At 42.4% G+C, this 20,849-nt stretch carries 32 protein-coding genes; 29 read left to right on the forward strand and 3 right to left on the reverse strand.

All coding sequences use genetic code 11. From position 1 onward, the window contains the following. Window positions 1-5: 5 nt before the first annotated feature. The 3 genes from LZG74_RS02935 to LZG74_RS02945 all read right to left on the reverse strand — a co-directional run bounded on the left by LZG74_RS02935 (window position 6) and on the right by LZG74_RS02945 (window position 4,003). Window positions 6-587: a LemA family protein gene (locus LZG74_RS02935; RefSeq protein ID WP_026631223.1), complete on the reverse strand. Its 582-nt coding sequence runs from the start codon at window positions 585-587 to the stop codon at window positions 6-8. Window positions 588-738: 151 nt separating this feature from the next. Then, the gene (locus LZG74_RS02940; RefSeq protein ID WP_233795146.1) at window positions 739-1,932 is read right to left on the reverse strand and encodes a deoxyribodipyrimidine photo-lyase; all 1,194 of its coding nucleotides are present in this window, start codon (window positions 1,930-1,932) and stop codon (window positions 739-741) included. A gap of 130 nt (window positions 1,933-2,062) precedes the next feature. Beyond that, a complete protein-coding gene (locus tag LZG74_RS02945) occupies window positions 2,063-4,003 on the reverse strand; it encodes an OmpA family protein (protein WP_233796324.1) in 1,941 nt (646 codons plus the stop codon). Between the two features lie 439 nt (window positions 4,004-4,442). Here LZG74_RS02945 and rpsL point away from each other — a divergent pair, with 439 nt between their 5' ends. The 29 genes from rpsL (at window position 4,443) to rpsM (ending at window position 20,817) form a co-directional block, all read left to right on the forward strand. Then, window positions 4,443-4,856, forward strand: a complete 414-nt coding sequence (gene rpsL, locus LZG74_RS02950; RefSeq protein ID WP_026631225.1) for a 30S ribosomal protein S12 — start codon at window positions 4,443-4,445, stop codon at window positions 4,854-4,856. 117 nt (window positions 4,857-4,973) lie between these two features. Then, a complete protein-coding gene (gene rpsG / locus LZG74_RS02955; protein WP_026631226.1) occupies window positions 4,974-5,441 on the forward strand; it encodes a 30S ribosomal protein S7 in 468 nt (155 codons plus the stop codon). A 228-nt stretch (window positions 5,442-5,669) separates the two neighbouring features. Further along, window positions 5,670-7,790, forward strand: coding sequence for an elongation factor G (gene fusA, locus LZG74_RS02960; RefSeq protein WP_233795147.1), 2,121 nt, complete (start codon window positions 5,670-5,672; stop codon window positions 7,788-7,790). A 141-nt stretch (window positions 7,791-7,931) separates the two neighbouring features. After that, window positions 7,932-8,237, forward strand: coding sequence for a 30S ribosomal protein S10 (gene rpsJ / locus LZG74_RS02965; RefSeq protein ID WP_026631228.1), 306 nt, complete (start codon window positions 7,932-7,934; stop codon window positions 8,235-8,237). A 281-nt stretch (window positions 8,238-8,518) separates the two neighbouring features. Continuing rightward, window positions 8,519-9,139 carry a 50S ribosomal protein L3 gene (rplC, locus tag LZG74_RS02970; protein WP_026631229.1) on the forward strand — a complete coding sequence of 207 codons (621 nt, stop codon included), beginning with the start codon at window positions 8,519-8,521 and terminating at the stop codon, window positions 9,137-9,139. A gap of 5 nt (window positions 9,140-9,144) precedes the next feature. Further along, on the forward strand, window positions 9,145-9,774 hold the full coding sequence (gene rplD / locus LZG74_RS02975) for a 50S ribosomal protein L4 (RefSeq protein WP_233795148.1): 630 nt from the start codon (window positions 9,145-9,147) through the stop codon (window positions 9,772-9,774). 2 nt (window positions 9,775-9,776) lie between these two features. Further along, the gene (gene rplW / locus LZG74_RS02980) at window positions 9,777-10,064 is read left to right on the forward strand and encodes a 50S ribosomal protein L23 (RefSeq protein ID WP_025764313.1); all 288 of its coding nucleotides are present in this window, start codon (window positions 9,777-9,779) and stop codon (window positions 10,062-10,064) included. A 41-nt stretch (window positions 10,065-10,105) separates the two neighbouring features. After that, window positions 10,106-10,930, forward strand: a complete 825-nt coding sequence (gene rplB / locus LZG74_RS02985; RefSeq protein ID WP_026631232.1) for a 50S ribosomal protein L2 — start codon at window positions 10,106-10,108, stop codon at window positions 10,928-10,930. Window positions 10,931-10,939: 9 nt separating this feature from the next. Continuing rightward, entirely contained in the window at window positions 10,940-11,218 is a 279-nt protein-coding gene (gene rpsS, locus LZG74_RS02990; RefSeq protein ID WP_026631233.1) for a 30S ribosomal protein S19, read from the forward strand. A 53-nt stretch (window positions 11,219-11,271) separates the two neighbouring features. After that, the gene (gene rplV, locus LZG74_RS02995; protein ID WP_082217007.1) at window positions 11,272-11,661 is read left to right on the forward strand and encodes a 50S ribosomal protein L22; all 390 of its coding nucleotides are present in this window, start codon (window positions 11,272-11,274) and stop codon (window positions 11,659-11,661) included. Between the two features lie 19 nt (window positions 11,662-11,680). Then, entirely contained in the window at window positions 11,681-12,532 is an 852-nt protein-coding gene (rpsC, locus tag LZG74_RS03000) for a 30S ribosomal protein S3 (RefSeq protein ID WP_035361634.1), read from the forward strand. A 44-nt stretch (window positions 12,533-12,576) separates the two neighbouring features. Beyond that, complete coding sequence (gene rplP / locus LZG74_RS03005; RefSeq protein WP_026631234.1) at window positions 12,577-13,008, forward strand: 50S ribosomal protein L16; 432 nt, start codon at window positions 12,577-12,579, stop codon at window positions 13,006-13,008. A gap of 36 nt (window positions 13,009-13,044) precedes the next feature. Continuing rightward, window positions 13,045-13,239: a 50S ribosomal protein L29 gene (gene rpmC / locus LZG74_RS03010; protein ID WP_026631235.1), complete on the forward strand. Its 195-nt coding sequence runs from the start codon at window positions 13,045-13,047 to the stop codon at window positions 13,237-13,239. A 15-nt stretch (window positions 13,240-13,254) separates the two neighbouring features. Further along, the gene (rpsQ, locus tag LZG74_RS03015) at window positions 13,255-13,518 is read left to right on the forward strand and encodes a 30S ribosomal protein S17 (RefSeq protein WP_026631236.1); all 264 of its coding nucleotides are present in this window, start codon (window positions 13,255-13,257) and stop codon (window positions 13,516-13,518) included. A 2-nt stretch (window positions 13,519-13,520) separates the two neighbouring features. Further along, window positions 13,521-13,889 carry a 50S ribosomal protein L14 gene (gene rplN / locus LZG74_RS03020; RefSeq protein WP_026631237.1) on the forward strand — a complete coding sequence of 123 codons (369 nt, stop codon included), beginning with the start codon at window positions 13,521-13,523 and terminating at the stop codon, window positions 13,887-13,889. 48 nt (window positions 13,890-13,937) lie between these two features. After that, on the forward strand, window positions 13,938-14,279 hold the full coding sequence (gene rplX / locus LZG74_RS03025) for a 50S ribosomal protein L24 (RefSeq protein WP_026631238.1): 342 nt from the start codon (window positions 13,938-13,940) through the stop codon (window positions 14,277-14,279). A gap of 73 nt (window positions 14,280-14,352) precedes the next feature. Continuing rightward, complete coding sequence (rplE, locus tag LZG74_RS03030; protein ID WP_026631239.1) at window positions 14,353-14,913, forward strand: 50S ribosomal protein L5; 561 nt, start codon at window positions 14,353-14,355, stop codon at window positions 14,911-14,913. Between the two features lie 26 nt (window positions 14,914-14,939). Next, window positions 14,940-15,209 (forward strand): 30S ribosomal protein S14, encoded by a 270-nt coding sequence (gene rpsN, locus LZG74_RS03035; RefSeq protein ID WP_084439692.1) that lies wholly within the window; start codon window positions 14,940-14,942, stop codon window positions 15,207-15,209. Between the two features lie 77 nt (window positions 15,210-15,286). Next, entirely contained in the window at window positions 15,287-15,685 is a 399-nt protein-coding gene (gene rpsH / locus LZG74_RS03040) for a 30S ribosomal protein S8 (protein WP_026350532.1), read from the forward strand. Between the two features lie 21 nt (window positions 15,686-15,706). Further along, on the forward strand, window positions 15,707-16,264 hold the full coding sequence (gene rplF / locus LZG74_RS03045) for a 50S ribosomal protein L6 (RefSeq protein ID WP_026631240.1): 558 nt from the start codon (window positions 15,707-15,709) through the stop codon (window positions 16,262-16,264). Between the two features lie 44 nt (window positions 16,265-16,308). Then, window positions 16,309-16,662, forward strand: coding sequence for a 50S ribosomal protein L18 (rplR, locus tag LZG74_RS03050; RefSeq protein ID WP_233795149.1), 354 nt, complete (start codon window positions 16,309-16,311; stop codon window positions 16,660-16,662). Between the two features lie 14 nt (window positions 16,663-16,676). Beyond that, window positions 16,677-17,192 carry a 30S ribosomal protein S5 gene (gene rpsE, locus LZG74_RS03055; RefSeq protein ID WP_026631242.1) on the forward strand — a complete coding sequence of 172 codons (516 nt, stop codon included), beginning with the start codon at window positions 16,677-16,679 and terminating at the stop codon, window positions 17,190-17,192. Window positions 17,193-17,225: 33 nt separating this feature from the next. Next, window positions 17,226-17,405: a 50S ribosomal protein L30 gene (gene rpmD, locus LZG74_RS03060; protein WP_026631243.1), complete on the forward strand. Its 180-nt coding sequence runs from the start codon at window positions 17,226-17,228 to the stop codon at window positions 17,403-17,405. Window positions 17,406-17,419: 14 nt separating this feature from the next. Continuing rightward, a complete protein-coding gene (gene rplO, locus LZG74_RS03065) occupies window positions 17,420-17,866 on the forward strand; it encodes a 50S ribosomal protein L15 (RefSeq protein ID WP_026631244.1) in 447 nt (148 codons plus the stop codon). A 60-nt stretch (window positions 17,867-17,926) separates the two neighbouring features. Beyond that, window positions 17,927-19,240: a preprotein translocase subunit SecY gene (secY, locus tag LZG74_RS03070; RefSeq protein WP_026631245.1), complete on the forward strand. Its 1,314-nt coding sequence runs from the start codon at window positions 17,927-17,929 to the stop codon at window positions 19,238-19,240. A 7-nt stretch (window positions 19,241-19,247) separates the two neighbouring features. Continuing rightward, complete coding sequence (gene map / locus LZG74_RS03075) at window positions 19,248-20,045, forward strand: type I methionyl aminopeptidase (RefSeq protein WP_233795150.1); 798 nt, start codon at window positions 19,248-19,250, stop codon at window positions 20,043-20,045. Window positions 20,046-20,057: 12 nt separating this feature from the next. Next, a complete protein-coding gene (gene infA / locus LZG74_RS03080) occupies window positions 20,058-20,276 on the forward strand; it encodes a translation initiation factor IF-1 (protein WP_026631247.1) in 219 nt (72 codons plus the stop codon). 41 nt (window positions 20,277-20,317) lie between these two features. Next, complete coding sequence (ykgO, locus tag LZG74_RS03085) at window positions 20,318-20,434, forward strand: type B 50S ribosomal protein L36 (protein ID WP_015813811.1); 117 nt, start codon at window positions 20,318-20,320, stop codon at window positions 20,432-20,434. Between the two features lie 5 nt (window positions 20,435-20,439). Beyond that, complete coding sequence (rpsM, locus tag LZG74_RS03090; protein WP_233795151.1) at window positions 20,440-20,817, forward strand: 30S ribosomal protein S13; 378 nt, start codon at window positions 20,440-20,442, stop codon at window positions 20,815-20,817. Window positions 20,818-20,849 lie beyond the last annotated feature (32 nt).

Genomic DNA, 20,849 nt, shown 5'->3' on the forward strand with positions numbered 1-20,849 from the left:
TTTTTCTAAAATTGCACGGTTGGAGCTTTGTCCGAACCAGCTGCCGCTGTGAAATAACCCTTTTGAGAGAACCCGAAGATGCCCGCAAAAAGATTGTTAGGGAATGTGCGCACTTCCTGGTTGTAATCCTTCACAACCGTATTGAAATCGTTTCTGGCTACCGTGATGCGGTTTTCAGTGCCTTCCAACTGCGCCTGAAGATCAAGAAAGTTTTGATTTGCTTTTAGTTGCGGATATTGCTCAACCGTTACAAGCAGTCGGGACAGTGCTCCACTCAACTGATCTTGTGCGCCCTGGAATTTCGCGATGTTTTCCGGCGTAAGATCTCCTGCATTAATAGTAGTTTGTGTTGCCTTGCTACGCGCCTCGATTACGGCTGTTAATGTTCCTTTCTCGAAATCCGCGGCTCCCTTAACAGTGCTTACCAGGTTCGGAATAAGGTCCGCGCGACGCTGATACTGGCTTTCCACCTTCGCCCATGATTCTTTTACAACCTCGTCTTTACTTACCAGGCCATTATATTTACCGCAGCCAACGAATCCGAAAATAAGAATTACGACAATAACGGCAATGAGTCCTTTTGACATTTTATATTCAGTTTAGAGTTAATGAATTTACTTCAAAGTTGCCCAAAGCTAGCAAAATCCTTTAGAAAAACTACATGACCGGGTCGAGGTGGATTTTGTACACACTTATTACCGGATAATAGGTTTTTTCCACAATTTTGACCCTTTGGCATTAGTTTTCTCCTACACCAGCAATATTATTCCAGCGTCCCCAGTTGACGGAACCTTCATAATCCATGAGGTGACTTTCGAAATACATCGCCCCCCAGGTCCAGTTAACATTCAGCACATTCACCAGATAATCGGCGCATAGGGTGCGCTCGTCGGAGGTCAAGAAGCCGGTTTGTTTAAGCTTTTTCATCAATGTGTTTACTTGAGAATCAGCTGTCTGCCCGTTTGTCCAGGTTTCATATAATGCATTGTCATTTTGCCAGCGGCGGAGAAACTGGTGCTGTACACCGCTCGGCTTGAACATTCTCGGCCCAAAACGCAGCAAAGTCCAGTGGAAATAGTCGCGTGAAAGCAGGTTTTCGAGCATAGCAACATCTTCCGCGTTAGCTGGTTGCACTTTTTTTACCTGAGAGTAAATGTATCTGGCGGAAATGCAGCCCAACGAAAGCCAGTCCGACAGACGCGTATCGGTAAGCGGATCGACACTTTCGTAGCTCTTTCCTTCCTTTATATAGTCGGCCAGATATTTTTCTAAGACTGTTAATGCGACAGATTCACCTCCCAGGCTGATATTTTGTTCATCGGCATTTTCCATTTCATTGGGATCAACGCCTATTTGTGCCAGTATCGGGATGGGGCCGGCGTCATAATCAGACGGTAATGTTACTTTGCCGGGTTCCGGAAGCGGTTCTTTTACTTTTAGGGCATTTTCAATTCGCGTTGCGAAAGAAACGAAGTTGGCTGGAAGCTTTGCAATTGGGAACGGCAATGCCGTGGCATGCATCAGCGTATCCATCCAGAAGAGCTTAATGTCAATGTTAACCGTTTTGAGATTTTTGCTCAGGGAAGATTCGATGCGCGTTTCTTCGGGGGCGATTTCTTTGCTCGTATAAACATATTCGGCATTGTATTCTTCTGCAAGACGCGCGATGATCTTTTCGGGTTCGCCTATGCGTATCAAGAGATCGCCTCCCTTTTGTCTTAAACGGTTCCTAAGGTCGACGATGGACTGGATTAAAAATTGTCCCCGCATAGCGCCTGTTCGGCGGAAGCCTAATCTTGTCTTATCGAATTGCCGGGGATCGAAAACGTAAACGGGTACAATTTCATTTGCTGATGCGACAGCAGAAAAAAGTGCTTCATTGTCGCGTAAACGCAGGTCATTTCTAAACCAATAGATGATTCGCTGAGCCATTAATACTAACTAAATAATCTGAAAATCGAATTTTAAAAATACAAACATACAAAATTTGAACCTGGGCATAACCAAAGAAGCCCGGTCCAGGGCATTGCCGGGACCGGGCTTCTATAATATTTGCCAAATGTTAGTAACTCAGGATCGTGAATTCCGTTCTCCGGTTGCGCTGGTGTTCTTCCTCGGTTTTGGCATTCGGAATGATGAGTTCGCGCTCGCCATAACCTTTGGCAACCATCCGGTCGGCATCTATTCCCTTTGTATTGAGATAAGTCACGGCTGATTCTGCCCTGTTTTGTGAAAGCGTCATGTTATAGGCGTCCGTTGCACGCGCATCCGTATGAGAGCTCAGCTCGATTTTCATCGTAGGATTATCTTTCAGGATCTGCACAAGCTTATCCAGCTCAATGGCCGCATCCGGGCGAATGTTGTATTTGTTCAAATCGTAATAAATGTTCTCGAGAACAAATGTCTTGTTCAATTCCAGCTTATCGAGCTTAATTGTCACATTGAATGTGGTGTCGGTTAATTCTTTTGTCAGGAAGATTGGAGGGATCGAACGACCGTCCATCGAAAATGGCTCGCGTCTGCTGATATATCCTTTGCGCTGAACCAAAAGGCTGTACGACTTGCCTTCTTCAACAGGCTGTTTGCCAAATTTTCCTTCTGAATTGGAAGGCAATTGCGCAATTTCAGTATCAGAGGTGTCTGGCAGAATGCGAATGACTGCAGAATCGATCGGCGTCGATGTTCCGTTGGCGATCACATTTCCAGCCAGGAAGTATCTTACAACCTTTGGCTTGCCATTGATGTATTTCGGGTTATTAGGATTTGAAGGATCGTTCGGATCGTTGTTTTTAGCCACCGTAGTGCTATCCTCTTCTTCCGGGCCGGAGAAATAATAAATGTCGTCGTCTCCTTTGCCACCCTCGCGGTTGGACGAGAAGAAACCTTTGTTCAAGTCTTTATAAAACACAAGCCCAAAATCATCTTGAGGACTATTAAAGGGCAAACCTAAATTTTCAATCGAAATAACGCCCTGCGTGCGCGTCGCTGAGAAAAGATCCAGCTTTCCGAGCCCCGGATGGCCGTCAGAAGCAAAATAGAGCTTTCCGCCTTCGGCTACATAAGGGAACATTTCGTCACCAGCTGTATTAATGTCCTTACCCATATTTACAGGCTTGCTGAACCGGCCCGATGCATCCATATTGGTGCGGTAAAGGTCAATGCCACCTGAGCCGCCAGCACGGTTTGAAGCAAAATACAATGTTTTGCCGTCGCGGGAAAAAGCAGGCGAACCGTCCCAGGCTAGTGAATCATTGATAGGTAAAATGGCGGGCGTAGTCCACTGTCCGTTCACATTGCGGCTTAAATACAGGTCTACATCCACAGCGCCGTTTTTCTTACCTGTGTTGCCGCGTGCAAACACCAATGTCTTTCCGTCCGGAGAAAATGCGGGTGAAGCCTCATTAGCGTCTGCATCAAAAATATCATTGCTCAGCAAAACCGGAGTGCCTTGTGTAGCACCAGCATCTTCTGAAACTGAAACTTTGTAAAGGCCCAGCATAGGCTGGCCATTATTTTTGTAAACCTTTTCTTTTTTGGATGAAGAAAAAACAAGTTCGTTACCTAATATGGTCGGTGAAAATTCAGATCCGGGCGTGTTGAGCGGGATTGCTTTGGCTTCAACCTCCATCTTTGTTGTACGCAAGCGATCCGCAATTTTAAGGATCTCAACTTCGCGCAATGCTCTGTCCTGCAAACTTTGAATGCCGGCAGTGTCCTTGGCATAGGAAGCAAACTGGTTGGACGCTTCTTCATACTGGCCAGCCGTTTTCAATGCATAGGCATACTGAAACCGGGCATCAGGCTTATTGATACCGGCGTCAATGGCTTTTTTGTAAAAAGGAATAGATTCTTTGAAACGGTTGGACAAGCGATAGGATTCGGCAATCAGGTAATCGGTTTGTACGGGCTCTATATTCGCGGCGGCAGCCTTTTCGAATGCTTTTATGGCCAGATCATATTCACCGTTTTCAAATTTCTTTTGCCCGTCTTTGTAGGCCTGCATGGCTGAGTTACAGCCGGATAAATAAGCGCATATAGTAAAGAGGCTAACTATGAGGGTAAAGTAACGCCGGGAAAGTTTCATAATGTAAAGTATAAAATCAAATGATTTGACGCGCACACTGGGTTTTTGATAAACAATACTAATAAACAACGTTTGGAAATAAAATTCCGGATATGAGAGGCTAAGATTTTTATTTATTCTTCTTTAGGCTAAAATCAAGCCTGTTAATCGTTTGGCAGGGATGCGCTGAGCAATATAAGCATGTTCGTCCTGCATTTTGGCATTACAATGCTTATTTGTTCAAATGGATTTTGGAAAAAAAGAAAGTAACGTTTTGTAAATCAATGTGAGACTGTTACTTTTGCAGTCCGATTTTTCGGGAAAACTGTTTTCAAAACAATAGACTGGTGCATTAACCAGATCAAAATCAATTTGTTAAATGCCAACTATTTCACAATTAGTCCGTAAAGGTAGAGAGACCATTACATGGAAATCAAAGTCACCGGCTTTGGATTCTTGCCCTCAGCGTAGGGGTGTGTGCACCAGGGTGTACACGACAACGCCTAAAAAACCGAACTCAGCGCTTCGTAAAGTTGCCCGTGTTCGTCTTTCAAACAACAAGGAGGTGAATGCTTACATCCCGGGTGAAGGCCACAACTTGCAAGAGCACTCGATCGTTTTGATCCGCGGTGGTCGTGTTAAAGATTTACCAGGTGTGCGTTACCACATTATCCGTGGTGCATTGGATACAGCTGGTGTGAACGGCCGTAAGCAACGTCGTTCGAAATATGGTGCTAAGCGTCCAAAACCAGGACAAGTTGCAGCAGCACCAACAAAAGGTAAAAAGAAATAAAAAGTAACTCTCTCTGCTTTTATTAAGGAATTAATCTGATAAAAGGGAAGTAATCCAAGCTCATGGCCTGGGTGAATAAGTTGCAAAACGAAACCTCGTGTAAAATTTTAAGTTAAAATGAGAAAGTCGAAACCAAAGAAAAGATATATCCTTCCTGATCCAAAGTTCAGGGACGTTCAGGTTACCAAGTTTGTTAACAACCTGATGTTCGAAGGTAAGAAAAGCATTGCATTCACTATTTTCTATGATGCATTGGAAATAGTTGAGAAGAAGACTAGCGAAAGCGGTCTTGAAACCTGGAGAAAAGCATTGAACAATGTAACTCCATCTGTGGAAGTAAAAAGCCGTCGTGTAGGTGGTGCTACTTTCCAGGTTCCAACCGAAGTTCGTCCTGAGCGTAAGCAGTCTTTGGGAATGAAATGGTTGATCAACTATTCCCGTAAGCGCGGAGAAAAAACAATGGTTGACCGTCTTGCTGGTGAGATCATTGCCGCTGCAAAGGGTGAAGGAGCTGCTGTTAAAAAGAAAGATGACACGCACCGTATGGCAGATGCCAACAAAGCGTTCTCGCACTTTAGATTCTAGTAGTTGCAGAATATTGAATACAGTCGGAAGTTCGGTTTACCCGGGCTTCCGATTTTTATTTAAGATTTTTCTGAAATTTAACCTTTACATAATTGTTTTTATAATCAACAATTTATACTTTTGCGCTCTGAATTTTTGGAAGTAGTGCGTTTTCGCCATCCTCTTTGAGTTCAAATTGCTTCTGAGTGAATTGCACATCGAATATAAAATAACACATCACCATTTGTCATGGCACGTGATCTAAGATTAACAAGAAACATTGGTATTGCTGCGCACATTGATGCGGGTAAGACAACCACAACGGAGCGTATCCTTTATTACGCAGGGGTAAGCCACAAAATTGGAGAAGTGCATGATGGTGCAGCTACAATGGACTGGATGGAGCAGGAGCAGGAGCGTGGTATCACTATTACATCAGCAGCAACAACTGTTGACTGGAATTACCGTGGTGAAAAATATCATATCAACATTATCGATACACCGGGACACGTTGACTTCACAGTTGAAGTAAACCGTTCTCTTCGTGTATTGGATGGTCTTGTATTCCTTTTTAGTGCAGTTGACGGTGTTGAACCTCAATCTGAAACAAACTGGCGTCTGGCTAACAACTATAATGTTGCCCGTATCGGTTTCGTAAATAAAATGGACCGTTCAGGTGCAGACTTCTTGAAAGTTTGTACGCAGGTTAAAGAAATGCTTGGAAGCTACGCAGTTCCTCTTCAATTGCCTATCGGTGCTGAAGATACTTTCCGTGGCGTAGTTGACTTGGTTAACTTCCGTGGTATTGAATGGAATGAAGAAGATAAAGGAATGACTTTCAGAGAAGTTCCTATTCCTGACGATATGCTTGAAGAAGCAACGGAGTGGAGAGAAAAATTGCTTGAAGCTGTTGCCGAATTCGATGACACTTTGATGGAAAAATATTTTGAAGATCCCACTTCAATTTCAGAAGACGAAATTCTTGCAGCTTTGCGTGCAGCAACGATCAGCATGAAAATCGTTCCTATGGTTTGCGGTTCTTCATTCAAAAATAAAGGTGTTCAAACGATGCTTGATTACGTGATGGCTATCTTGCCTTCACCACAAGATCGCGAAAGCATTGTTGGAACAGATCCTCGCACTGGAAATGAGATTTCACGTCAGCCAACGGATTCAGATCCATTCTGCGCACTAGCGTTTAAAATTGCAACTGACCCTTATGTAGGACGTCTTTGCTTTATCCGTTCTTACTCAGGATATCTTGATTCAGGTTCTTATGTTTTGAACAACCGTTCAGGAAACAAAGAGCGTATTTCTCGTATTTTCCAAATGCACGCTAACAAGCAAAATCAAATTGATCGTCTTGAAGCGGGTGATATTGGTGCAGTTGTAGGTTTCAAGGATATCAAAACAGGAGATACATTATCTGACGAAAAGAACCCAATCGTTCTTGAATCAATGGTGTTCCCTGAGCCGGTAATTGGTTATGCTATCGAGCCTAAGAAAGCTGCTGACAGCGATAACTTCTCAAAAGCAATTACTAAATTGATCGAAGAAGATCCTACGTTGCAAGTTGAAAGTAACGAAGAAACAGGTCAAACGATCATCAAAGGAATGGGTGAGCTTCACCTTGAAATCATTATCGACCGTATGCGTCGTGAGTTCAAAGTTGAAGTAAATCAAGGAGCTCCACAGGTTGCTTACAAAGAGATTCTTACTAAGAACTATGAGCACCGTGAAGTTTACAAGAAACAAACAGGTGGTCGTGGTAAGTTTGCCGATATCGTATTCGAAATCGGACCACGCGATGATAATGAAGAAGGCAAAGAACCAAAAACAGGTTTGCAGTTTGTGAATCAGATTGTTGGTGGTACTATTCCTCGTGAATTTATCGCTCCGATCCAGAAAGGTTTTGAAGCATCCATGTCAAATGGTGCACTTGCAGGATATCCATTGGATTCGATGAAAGTGCGTATTTTCCACGGATCTTTCCACGATGTCGATTCAGATGCGCTGTCATTTGAACTTGCAGCAAAAATTGGTTTCAAAGAAGCTGCGCGTCATGCAGGTTCGAAATTGATGGAGCCGATTATGCACGTTGAAGTTCTTACACCTGATGAATACACAGGACCAATCACTGGTGACCTTAACCGTCGTCGTGGTGTGATGAGAGGAATGGATTCACGTAATGGTGCTCAGGTTATCAAATGTGATGTGCCTCTTTCTGAATTGTTTGGTTATGTTACTGATCTTCGTACAATGTCTTCCGGGCGTGCAACAGCATCTCTGACATTCGCTTACTATGAGATCGTTCCTAACAACATCGCAGAAAGCGTAATTGAAAAAGCAAAAGGTTTAGTTAAAGCATAAATTGATCTGATCCGCTATCAGCAGCAGCTGGTAACGGATCATTTTTATATAGAAGCTGGCGAAGTAAATGGTTCTTTCGCCTGTGGATTGTCGAAACTCGTTTCGTTCAAGTGTTCTCAGAACCGGAAATAATAAAATAAGATGAATCAAAAAATCCGTATCAAACTTCGCTCTTTCGACCACAATCTGGTTGATAAGTCAGCTGAGAAAATTGTTAAAGCTGTAAAGGCAACTGGTGCTATCGTTAGCGGTCCAATTCCTTTGCCAACTAAGACTGAGAAATTCACTGTTCTTCGTTCTCCACACGTTAATAAGAAGTCACGTGAGCAATTCCAGCTTTGTACTTACAAACGTTTGGTAGACATTTTCTCTACAAGTGCAAAAACTGTTGACGCACTGATGAAGCTTGAATTGCCGAGCGGTGTTGACGTAGAGATTAAAGTATAGGAATAAGGGCTTATTCAGTTAAGCCAAAGACATAAATTGGATGAAGGTCCGTTTCCGGAAACCACATCTGAGCTCAGAAAACAGCCGAATGTTCGTGCATTTAATGCACCATTCGCCAGTTCTCAAAAAATGAGGTCAGATGGTTCAATTCATCTGACCTTTTTTGCTGATTATCAGCGAGAAATATTTTAAAGCTGCTAGGATGCGTGAATTTGATTTCATACCTTTGCAGTCCGTTTTAAAGAATAAGGGTCTTTACCTGCTAATTTTAATTTCAAAACATGTCTGGTTTAATTGGTAAGAAAATCGGAATGACTAGTTTGTACAATGCTGACGGGCAGGCTCTGGCATGTACTGTAATTCAAGCTGGTCCTTGTGTTGTTACACAAGTTAGGTCCGAAGAAAAGGATGGCTATAAAGCTATTCAGTTAGGTTTTGGTGAAAAGAAAGAGAAAAGTTCTTCCCAGCCTATGATTGGCCACTTCAAGAAAGCCGGTACAACTCCCAAACAAAAAGTGGTTGAGTTTAAGGAATTTGAGGTGGAACATGAACTTGGAACTTCATTATCTGTTACGGATATCTTTGAAGAAGGCGAGTTTGTTGACGTAGTTGGTTCTGCCAAAGGCCGCGGTTTCCAGGGTGTTGTAAAGCGCCATGGTTTCGCAGGGGTAGGTGGTCAGACACACGGTCAGCATAACAGAGCGCGTCACCCAGGTTCGATTGGTGCTTGTTCATTCCCATCACGTGTATTTAAAGGCATTCGCATGGGTGGACGCATGGGTAACAATCGTGTAAAAATTCAGAATTTACGTATTCTGAAAGTGATCCCTGAGCAGAACCTTCTGGTTGTTAGTGGCTCAGTACCTGGTTCAAAGAATTCATTTCTAATCATTGAGAAATAGCACCGATGGAACTGTCCGTATTAAATATAAAAGGAGAAGATACCGGCAAGAAGGTAAGTGTGTCTGAAGAAATTTTTGGCATCGAACCTAATACGCACGCGATCTATCTCGATGTGAAGTTATACTTGGCTAACCAACGTCAGGGAACACACAAATCAAAAGAACGTGCAGAGATTAATCACTCTACACGTAAGATCAAGAAACAAAAAGGAACTGGTGGAGCTCGTGCTGGTAGTATTAAATCTCCGGTGTTTGTAGGTGGTGGGCGTATATTCGGACCAAGACCTCGTGACTACGGTTTCAAGATCAATAGAAAAGTTAAAGTTTTGGCTCGTAAGTCAGCTTTCTCTGCAAAAGCGAAATCTGATTCGATTTCAGTTCTTGAAGCATTCTCATTTGATGCGCCAAAAACTAAATCTTATTTGAATGTTTTGAACTCACTTGCATTGGTGAACACCAAAACACTTCTTATTCTTCCATCTGTTGACAGCAATGTATATCTGTCAAGCCGTAACATTCCAAAAGCAAGAGTTACGACAGTGGACGCGGTCAACACGTATGACCTGATGTATGCAGACCGTCTTTTGATAAGTGAATCTGCTCTGTCTATTTTGGAAACCCAATTGAACAAATAATCATGAGTGTACTGAAACGTCCGATTATAACCGAAAAGGTAACGGCTCAGGGTGGTCAAGGAAAATATGCCTTCGAAGTGTCCCTTACTTCTAATAAAGTAGAGATAAAAAAGGCTATTGAGAAACTGTTCGGGGTTACCGTAGAAAGCGTTCATACAATGCGCAGCATTGGAAAAAGCAAATCCCGTACATCGGGTGGTAAGTTTGTAAGTGGAAAAACTTCGACTATCAAAAAGGCTATCGTAACAGTAGCTGAAGGTGAAATCATCGATATCTACGGTGAAGCATAAGAATAGTTGAGCGATTCAAATCTTTGACGAGTTAATAGCAAATGGCAGTTAAAAAATTAAAACCGACAAGTGCTGGTCAGCGTTTCCGCTCCGCTCCTACATTCGAGGAGATCACAACGGCGAAACCTGAAAAGAGTCTTCTGGAAACCATCAAAAGAACAGGTGGTCGTAATAGCCAGGGACACAGAACCATGCGCCATATAGGTGGCGGACATAAAAGAAAGTATCGTGTAATTGATTTCAAAAGAAATCGTTTCGATGCGCCAGCCACAGTAATATCAATCGAATACGATCCAAACCGTTCAGCGCGTATTGCGTTGGTGCAGTTTGAAGATGAAGAAAAGAGATATGTGATTGCACCAAACGGACTGAAAGTGGGACAAGTAATTGTTTCAGGCAGTTCAGTAGCACCGGAAGTTGGTAATGCGCTTCCATTAGGTTCTATGCCAATTGGTACAATTGTTCATAATATCGAGTTGACTCCTGGTAAAGGTGGTCAGTTTGCACGTAGCGCAGGAGCTTATGCTCAGCTTGTAGCGAGAGAAGGAAAATATGCAGTATTGAAAATGCCATCTGGCGAAATGCGTATGATACTTTCTACTTGTATCGCAACAGTTGGAACCGTTTCTAATGCAAGTCACATGAATGTGGCATTAGGAAAAGCAGGTCGTCGTCGTTGGTTAGGTCGTCGCCCACGCGTTCGTGGTGTTGCAATGAACCCAGTCGATCACCCAATGGGTGGTGGTGAAGGTCGCTCATCAGGGGGCCAGCCTAGATCTAGAAACGGACAGTTCTCTAAAGGACTTAAGACTCGTGATCGCAACAAGCATTCTGAGAAATTGATTATCAGCCGTCGTAAAAAATAATAGTATAACATGGCACGCTCATTAAAAAAAGGACCATATATCGATTTTCGTCTTGAGAACAAAGTGACTGTGATGAACAGCGCTTCTCGGAAATCAGTAATCAAAACCTGGTCACGACGCTCTATGATATCGCCGGATTTTATCGGGCATACATTCGCAGTGCATAACGGAAACAAGTTCATTCCTGTGTATGTAACTGAAAATATGGTTGGTCACAAACTGGGAGAGTTTTCTCCTACACGTAACTTCCGTGGCCATACTGCAAAAAAAGATAAAGGTAGAAAATAATTAGTCGACGATAGCTGGTTCTGTCACAGGAACGAGCCTATATCTGAAAGAACATGGAAGCAAGAGCTATATTAAAAGATGTGCCTACTTCTCCTCGCAAGATGAGGTTAGTAGCCGACATGATTCGCGGACAAAAGGTCAGCAAGGCGTTGGCACTATTAAAGTTTCAACCGAGAGCTTCTTCACCGGTTTTGCATAAAGTTTTACTTTCTGCAGTTGCTAACTGGCAACAACTGAATGAAGATGCGAAGCTGGAAGACGCTGATCTTATTGTCAAAACCGTATTTATTGACGGTGGACGTATGTTAAAGCGTTTGCGCCCTGCACCGCAAGGAAGAGCACATAGAATCCGTAAGCGTTCAAACCACATCACAATCGTGATTGACGATGCTTCTGCTTCTATCGCAAGCGCAGACAAAGAATCAGTAATCACCGAATCATAAGTAAAACGATCTATATCGAATGGGACAAAAGGTTAATCCTATAGGTCTGAGACTAGGAATTGTTAGAGGATGGGAGTCAAGTTGGTATGGAGGAAAAGACTTCTCTGATAAATTAGTTGAAGACGAAAAAATCCGTAACTACATCAAAGCACGTATCCCAAAAGGGTCGATCTCAAAAGTAGTTATTGAAAGAACATTGAAACGTATCACATTGACCATCCACACTGCCCGTCCGGGTATTGTAATCGGAAAAGGTGGTAGCGAGGTTGATAAAATCAAAGAAGAGCTTAAAAAGATCACAGGAAAAGACGTTCAGATCAACATTTATGAGATCAAACGTCCTGAGATCGATGCGAAATTGGTCGGCGAGGCAATCGCTCAACAACTTCAGGCTCGTATCTCTTATCGTAGAGCAATGAAGCAATCAATCGCTTCTGCTATGCGGGTTGGAACACAGGGAATTAAAATCCGTCTTGCTGGACGTCTTGGTGGAGCTGAAATGGCTCGTACTGAGGAATACAAAGAAGGAAGAATTCCTCTTCACACTTTGAGAGCTGATATCGATTATGCAATCTCAGAAGCACAAACGATCTACGGAAAAATCGGTATTAAAGTATGGATCTTCAAAGGAGAGCTTTACGGCAAGAGAGATTTGACACCAAGCGCGGCAACAGCAGCATCTGACAGAGCAGAAAGAAGTGCATCTGGCGGTAATGATCGTGGCGGCAATGACCGTGGCGGAAGAGATCGCAGAGGCGGTGGCCGTGATGGTGGAGCACCTCGTGGTGAAGGCGGTGGCGGCGGAAGCGAAGCAGATCGTCGCAAACGCAATGCTGGCGGCAACACCAACAATAGAAATAAGAAGAAGTAATCAGACATTTTCCGATTTCGTATCGGGTCAAATAGATTAAAATCATGTTACAGCCGAAAAGGACAAAATTTCGCAAGCAACAAAAAGGCAAGGGCTCATACAATGGTTTGGCTACTCGCGGACATGAAATCGCATTTGGTTCTTTTGCTATCAAAGCGCTTGAACCAGGTTGGTTAACCGCACGTCAAATTGAGGCAGCACGTATTTCAGTAACCCGTGCGATGAAACGCGAAGGGCAGGTTTGGATTCGTGTATTCCCTGACAAGCCGATTACTAAGAAGCCAGCGGAAGTTCGTATGGGTAAAGGTAAAGGAGCTCCTGAATATTGGGTTGCGCCAGTTAAGCCGGGAACAATCATCTTCGAAGCCACTGGTGTTACATTAGATACCGCTAACGAAGCATTGCGTTTGGCTGCACAAAAGTTGCCAATCAAAACCAAGTTCGTGGTACGTCGGGATTATCAAGAAGCGAATTAACCCGAATGTTATTAAGAACGCTAATTATTTAAAGCAATGACTAGTAAAGAAATAAAGGATCTGTCGCAGGATCAACTTAAAGAGCAGATCGCCCAGGAGCGGGAGCGCTTGTTACGGTTGAAGTTCGCACATGCGATTTCACCAATTGAAAACCCTTTGCGTATTCGTACCTCGCGTAAGGAAATTGCAAAACTCTTAACCGAGCTGTCGGCTAAAAGTAACCAACAGTAAATCAGTTTAGAAATTATGGAGGCAACAGAAAGAAATTTACGTAAAGAAAGAGTTGGCAAAGTAGTGAGCAACAAAATGGAGAAATCCTGCGTGATCACTGTGGAGCGTAAAGTGAAGCATGCCAAGTATGGTAAGTTTATGACTAAAACTACCAAGCTTATGGTGCATGATGAAACCAATCAGGTTGGAATCGGTGATACGATCCGCGTGATGGAAACACGTCCGCTTAGTAAAAGTAAGCGTTGGAGATTAGTAGAAATCCTTGAAAGAGCTAAGTAACAATGGTACAGCAAGAATCAAGACTGTCGGTAGCAGACAACAGTGGAGCGAAGGAAGTACTCGTAATTCGTGTACTTGGCGGAACTGGCAAACGCTATGCCTCAGTAGGCGATAAAATCGTCGTAACAGTAAAATCAGCTCTTTCTTCGAGCAATATGAAAAAAGGAACGGTTTCAAAAGCCGTTGTGGTTCGTACAAAAAAAGAAGTACGCCGTAAGGATGGAACCTACATCAGATTTGAAGATAACGCAGCTGTTTTGTTAAACAACAACGACGAGCCACGTGGTACTCGTATCTTTGGACCGGTTGCACGTGAATTGCGTGAAAAGCAATTCATGAAGATCGTTTCATTGGCACCTGAGGTGTTGTAAGAAATCAAAACTCTAGTATTTCTTTGAACTGATAAGAGAATATCTAAAATGGAAAGCAAAAATAAAAAGGCGCCAGCTAAGTTGCACATTCGCACCGGAGATACTGTAAAGGTGATCTCAGGCAATGCAAAAGGCGAGACTGGTGTTATCAAGAAGGTGGATATTGAAAAGCTTAGAGCTGTTGTGGAAGGCGTAAACATGATTACAAAGCATGTTAAGCCTAATGCACAAACTCCACAAGGAAGCATTGAGAAGCGTGAAGGTGCTATACACATTAGTAACCTAATGGTAGTTGATCCTAAAACTGGCGAAGCAACCAGAACCGGTCGCAAAGCAGATGATAAAGGAAAGCTGCAGCGTTTTTCGAAAAAGACAGGAAATATTTTGTAATTCTTTGTTCATGTTGAACTTGGAATAGAATATAAACGGTGGGTCGGTAATCCACAATAATATCTTCAAAAAGATGGCACAGCCGAGATTAAAAGAAAAGTATGTAAGCGAAGTTGTTTCGCAACTGAAAGATAAGTTTCAGTATAAGTCAGTGATGCAAGTTCCTCGTTTGACTAAGATTGTTATTAATAAAGGAATTGGAGCAGCAGTAGCAGATAAAAAGCTGGTTGACACTGGTGTTGAGGAATTGAGCCAGATCACTGGTCAAAAAGCAATTGCAACAATTTCCAAGAAAGCGGTTTCGAACTTTAAGTTGCGTGAAAACATGCCGATCGGAGCTAAGGTTACACTTCGCGGCGATCGTATGTATGAGTTTCTTGACCGTTTGACAGCAATTGCAATGCCTCGGGTTAGAGACTTCAAAGGTATCAGTGACAAAGGATTTGACGGACGCGGAAATTATACGTTCGGTGTTAAAGAGCAAATCATTTTCCCTGAGATTAGTATAGAAAAGGTAAATAAAATTACCGGGATGGATATCACATTTGTCACTTCTACCAATTCTGACGAAGAAAGTTATGAGTTGTTGAAGGCATTGGGTATGCCATTTACAAATGCGAACAAACAAGGATAATTCTTAATATAAGATATTTACCGACAATGGCAAAAGAATCAGTTAAAGCACGGGAGAGAAAAAGAGAAGCCTTAGTAGCTAGGTTTGCTGAAAAGCGGACGAAATTGAAAGCTGCTGGTGATTGGGTTGGTTTAGATAAATTACCACGTAACTCTTCTCCTGTACGTTTGCATAACAGGTGCAAAATCACGGGAAGGCCTCGGGGTTATATGCGGAAATTCGGAATTTCCAGAGTTTGTTTCCGGGATATGGCTTCTGACGGCAAGATTCCGGGTGTTACAAAATCAAGTTGGTAAGAATACTTTCAATTCTGATTTCAATTACTTAACTTTGCACTCCCGTTTCAAAGGGGGTGTTTAAACTAGGCATAAAAATGTTAACGGATCCCATAGCAGATTATCTGACGAGACTCAGAAACGCTATCAAAGCGAAGCACAGGGTTGTTGAGATACCTGCATCCAACATTAAAAAAGAAATAACTAAGGTACTTTTTGATAAAGGGTATATTCAGAGTTATAAATTTGACGAAGTAGGCCCTCAGGGTGTAATCAAAATAGCTTTGAAATACAATCCTGTGACAAAGCAATCTGCAATTGTGAAATTGGAGAGGGTTAGTAAGCCTGGACTTCGTAAATATTCAGGTTCATCAACATTACCACGCGTATTGGGTGGTTTAGGAACTGTCATCATTTCAACATCTAAGGGTGTAATGACTGACAAGGAGGCTAAAACGCTTAATGTTGGCGGGGAAGTGTTATGTTTCGTGTATTAATATTTAAAAGTTATTCAGGAAATGTCACGTATAGGAAATAAAATTATCGTTTTGCCGGCAGGTGTTTCTGTATCAGTTGCAGAAGGTAATGTAGTATCAGTAAAAGGACCAAAGGGTACACTGCATCAGACAGTTGATAGCGATATCAGCGTTGAGATTGAAGGTAGTGAACTTAAAGTAAGTCGGCCGACTGAGCAGAAGCGTCACAAAGCACTGCACGGCTTGTACAGATCTTTGATCAACAACATGGTGATCGGAGTAGATGCCGGATATAAGAAAGAGTTAGAGATTATTGGTGTGGGTTACAAGGCAAGTGCAGCAAACAATGTGCTGGAATTGCAATTGGGTTATTCTCACAATATTTTTATGGCTATTCCGGAAGAGATCAAGCTTACAACGACTTCCGAAAAGGGACAAAATCCCAAGGTTATTTTAGAAGGAATTGACAAGGAACTGATTGGATCGGTTGCAGCGAAAATCAAATCATTGCGTAAGGTTGAACCTTACAAAGGAAAAGGTATTCGTTTTGTCGGTGAGGTTGTTCGTCGTAAGGCTGGAAAATCTGCTTCTAAAAAGTAGTAAGTCACGGAATTAGTTTATAAACAAGTAAGACAAGTTTGAAAATGGCTACCGCAAAAGCAGATAGAAGACAACGCCTTAAATATCACATTCGTAAGAAGGTGAAAGGTAGTTCTGAGCGTCCGAGATTATCAGTCTTCCGCTCTAACACCAGCATTTATGCGCAAATTATAGATGATATAAATGGTGTAACGCTTGCAAGCGCTTCATCAGTAGACCTGGGTGGAAGAAAAGAAAACGCTAACGTTGACACTGCTCTCCAGGTTGGTAAGAAGATTGCTGAAAAGGCACAAGAAGCAGGTGTCCAGACTGTTGTTTTTGACAGAAACGGATATTTGTATCATGGTAAAGTAAAAGCATTGGCCGAAGGAGCTCGTGAGGGTGGCCTGAAATTCTAAGTATAACAAAGACTATGTCTACAAATACAAAACCTTCAAAGGTTAACGAATCGGACTTGAAAGAGCGCGTAGTTGCAATCAATCGGGTAGCAAAAGTAGTAAAGGGTGGTCGTCGTTTCAGCTTTTCGGCTATCGTCGTTGTAGGTGATGGAAACGGTGTTGTAGGATACGGACTTGGCAAAGCAAACGAAGTTACGGATGCAATCGCCAAGGGCATTGATGACGCTAAGAAGAATCTAATTCAAGTTCCAATGCTTAAGCATACTGTTCCTCACCAGATGGAAGGTAAATTCAGCGGAGGTTTTGTATTGATCAAGCCAGCTGCACCTGGAACAGGAGTTCTTGCTGGTGGACCAATGCGTGCGGTACTTGAAAGTGCCGGGATCAAAGATGTACTTGCTAAGTCTAAAGGATCTTCAAATCCTCACAACGTAATTAAGGCAACAATCGATGCTTTATTGAAAATGAGAGCTCCTCATCAGGTTGCTTTTCAGCGCGGTGTTAAATTGGACAAAGTATTCAACGGATAGTCCTCCGGATTATTCCCTTATCTCTGAGTGATCATGTCAAAAGTACGTATTACACAAGTAAAAAGCACAATCGATCGTCCCGAAAGACAAAAGCTTACCATCAAGGCCTTAGGTCTTGGTAAGTTGAACAGAACGGTTGAGAAGGAAAATAGCGACGCCATAGCGGGTATGATCCGTAAGGTAAGCCATCTAATTAAAGTAGAGGAAATCTAACATATATTTCAAGTATGAATCTTAGTTCATTAAAACCAGCTGCTGGATCTGTAAAAACAGGAAAGCGTGTTGGACGTGGTCAGGGATCTGGAAAAGGTGGAACAGCTGCACGTGGACATAAAGGAGCACAATCACGTTCTGGATATAGCCGTAAGGTAGGTTTTGAAGGAGGGCAAATGCCTCTTCAAAGACGTCTGCCTAAATTCGGGTTCAACAACATTAACAGAGTTGAATTCAAAGCGCTTAATCTGGACGCAATTCAGGCTCTTGCAGAAAAAACGAATGCTTCTGTAATCACTTTAGATCTTATTCGTGAAAACGGTTTGTGTGCAAAGAAAGACCTTGTGAAGATTTTGAATAGAGGCGAAATTTCAGCGGCTGTCGAAGTTCAGGCAAATGGTTTTTCTGCGGCTGCAATTGAGTCGATTGAAAAGGCAGGAGGCAAAGCGGTTAAACTATAATTTTGCTGTTTGCATTAAGCACAAGTTGTTTATAACAAATAGCTATTGTAAGCCCACGACATGAAACGATTTTTAGAGACTATAAAACACATATTTGCAATTGAAGAGTTGAGAACGCGAATTCTCAACACTCTTTTGTTTATAACGATTTTCCGTTTGGGGTCTTACGTGGCTTTGCCCGGCGTTGAACCGGATCAAATGAATGTTTCCACTCAGGGACTTTTAGGCCTTCTGGATACCTTTTTAGGAGGTGCGTTCAGTAAGGCCTCGATTTTTGCATTGGGTATTATGCCCTATATCTCGGCTTCTATTGCAATTCAACTTTTGACAATGGCTTTGCCATATTTTCAAAAGATGCAAAAGGAGGGAGAATCTGGTCGTAAGAAGCTGAACCAGATTACCAGAGTGCTGACAATTGTGGTTACATTGGTTCAGGGGACTGCTTATCTGAATACTACTGTTCCTGATGAGGCTTTATTGGTTTCAAGAAGCCTTTTTTCTATTTCATCTGTATTCGTTTTGACTGCGGGGACAATGTTCTGCATGTGGCTGGGCGAGAGAATTACGGATAAAGGAATCGGTAATGGTATATCTATGCTGATTATGATCGGGATAGTTTCGAGATTCCCAGGCGCGATCTACAAAGAGTTTGTATCTCGTGGTAGCGGTGGAATTTTGATCACTGTACTTGAAATTGTTGCGCTTTATTTTGTGATCATGGGTGCCGTAATGCTTACACAGGCGGTTCGCAGAATACCTATTCAGTATGCAAAGCAAGTCGTTGGTAGCCGTGTAATGGGTGGACAACGTCAGTATTTGCCTTTGAAATTGAACGCAGCTGGTGTAATGCCGATTATTTTTGCACAAGCGTTGATGTTTATTCCTTCGCTAGGAGCGTCCTACTTTGCTGAGAAGAGTGATTTCGCCAGTAATGTTGCTACGATTTTTGCAAACTATACGACTTGGCAATACAACTTGCTGTTTGCGTTTTTGATCATTGTATTTACATTCTTCTATACCGCTATATCGGTAAATCCGCAGCAGATTGCTGATGATATGAAGAGAGGTGGTGGATTTATTCCTGGGGTAAAACCGGGTCAGCAGACATCCGAATACATTAGTTCGATACTCGATAGGATTACATTTCCAGGCTCTTTAATGCTTGCTCTTGTTGCGATATTGCCGGCATTTGCAAGTTTGTTAGGAGTTTCGACTGACTTTGCCCACTTCTTCGGAGGAACATCATTGCTTATTATGGTTGGAGTTGTTTTGGATACGCTTCAACAAATTGAAAGTTATCTTTTGATGCGCAGATACGAAGGATTGATGAAGTCTGGTCGTGTAACTGGCAGAACTGAGAGCGTCGCCATCTGATATTGCAATGATTTATTTAAAAACGGAGGAGGAGATTGAGTTAATTAAACAGAGTGCGCAGGTTTTAGGTAAAGCGCATGCTGAGGTTGCATTATGGGTTAAGCCGGGTGTAACAACAAATAAACTCGATGGGGTAGCAGAAGAATATATTAGGGATAATGGTGGCATCCCTTCTTTTAAGGGATTTAATAAGTTTCCAGCGTCACTTTGCATATCGGTTAATGAAGTCGTTGTTCACGGTATACCGGGGAACTACGCATTGAAAGAAGGAGATATCGTTTCGATCGATTGCGGAGTTAAATTAAATGGATTTCATAGTGATAGCGCTTATACTTACCCTGTTGGTGAGGTAAGGTCGGAAGTTATGAAATTATTGACTGCTACTAAAAAGTCGTTATACAAAGGCATTGAGCAAGCGGTCGACGGACTTAGGATAGGTGATGTAGGTTTTGCAGTGCAAAATTATGTGGAGGAAAGAGGATATACGGTTGTCCGGGAATTAGTAGGGCACGGTGTGGGAAGAGATCTTCACGAAAGTCCGGAAGTGCCTAACTATGGAAAACGAGGCAAAGGTATCAGATTGAAAGAAGGAATGGTTCTTGCGATTGAGCCTATGATTAATTTGGGCGTAAAGACGGTAATGCAAGAGCGGGATGGATGGACAATCAGAACAAGTGACAGAAAATATTCAGCTCATTTTGAGCATACGGTTGTTGTCCGTAAAGGCAAAGCCGAAATTCTGACAACATTCGATTATATAGAAAAAGTGACGGCCAACACCAGCCTTATGGTTGAAGTAATGTAATTAACGCTACGAATGGCAAAACAAGCATCAATCGAACAAGACGGAGTAATTTTAGAAGCGCTTTCCAATGCAATGTTTCGTGTAATTTTAGAGAATAAGCATGAAGTTATTGCACACATTTCAGGAAAGATGAGAATGCACTATATAAAGATATTACCGGGCGACCGTGTTAAGTTGGAAATGTCTCCTTACGACTTATCAAAGGCAAGAATTACTTACCGGTACAAATAAGGAGAAGATCACCTCATTATTAACAACAAGTAACATTCGAGATGAAAGTCAAAGCATCAGTAAAGAAACGCAGTGAGGACTGCAAGGTTATACGCCGAAAGGGTAAAGTGTATGTTATTAACAAGAAGAACCCACGGTATAAACAAAGACAAGGTTAATCATTATGGCACGTATTTCAGGAGTTGATATTCCCGACCGTAAAAGGGGCGAAATCTCACTAACTTATATCTTCGGAATTGGACGCAGTTCAGCGAAAAAAATTCTGGAAAAAGCAGGAGTTGACATCAATAAAAAGGTGATTGACTGGAATGATGATGAGTCAGGTGCAGTTCGCGCGGTTATAGCAGGTGAATATAAAGTAGAAGGTGCACTTAAGTCAGAAGTTCAACTGAGCATTAAGCGCTTAATGGATATCGCTTGTTACAGAGGTCTTCGTCACCGTAAAGGTTTACCATTGCGCGGACAAAGGACAAAGAACAACTCTCGTACTCGTAAGGGTAAACGCAAAACAATCGCGAACAAGAAAAAGGCTACTAAATAATCAGTGAGCAGTGGGTAAAACCACATTTCTAT

Source organism: Dyadobacter sp. CY327, from assembly GCF_021390415.1.
Lineage (GTDB): Bacteria > Bacteroidota > Bacteroidia > Cytophagales > Spirosomataceae > Dyadobacter > Dyadobacter chenhuakuii.